Annotated in this window: 1 protein-coding gene; it reads right to left on the bottom strand. The window is 50.0% G+C overall.

All coding sequences use genetic code 11. The annotated features are described in order from the left end of the window. Positions 1-354 (bottom strand): ribonuclease III family protein (locus ACTHUM_RS17140; protein WP_440403574.1); only part of this gene is annotated, 354 nt, incomplete at its 3' end. Positions 355-658 lie beyond the last annotated feature (304 nt).

Here is a 658-nt window from a genome sequence, read left to right on the forward strand (position 1 = left end):
GGCCAAAATCGAAGGCCGTCTGAAACCGCCGCTCTTCAACTCGCCGGCACCCAAATACAAACCGTCGCCGACATTCATTTCCAACGCAATTTCAGCCAACACGCCTTCATTCACCAAAGCCGCACGCATCCGCGACAACTCGCCTTCCGACAATTTCGGAAACGCGTCAAACAACATCCGCGCCACGGAATAGTTCAAAATCGAATCGCCGACAAATTCAAAACGCTCATTGTGTTTGGCATTGTAGCTGCGGTGGGTCAAAGCCTGCTGAAGCAGCTCCATATTGCGGAACTCATAGCCCAGACGCTTTTGAATCGCTCGATGCGCCTGCTGTTTGAGCAAATCAGGTTTCATTCCATACTTTCAAAAAACAGCCCGAAAATACGCCTCATCCGCAGTGAAACAAAATAAAAAGGCTACACCGGCAACTTTTTTATTTTGGCTCATTGTTTCTTGCGTCCCTCAAGCCGATAAACAATCAAAAGCCGTCATGTTCAAACCTGACGGCGCTCGACCGACATTGTACCATCAAACCGCCCCGGCACACATCCGTGCGGAAAAGCGGCGAATCGTGTAAAATCATGCCAAATCATCTCTTTGCCAACTCCATGAACAAATTTGCCCAAGCATTGGCCGCAGCGCTCGACCGCTGCATCGT

It is taken from the genome of Neisseria sp. P0021.S006 (assembly GCF_051956895.1).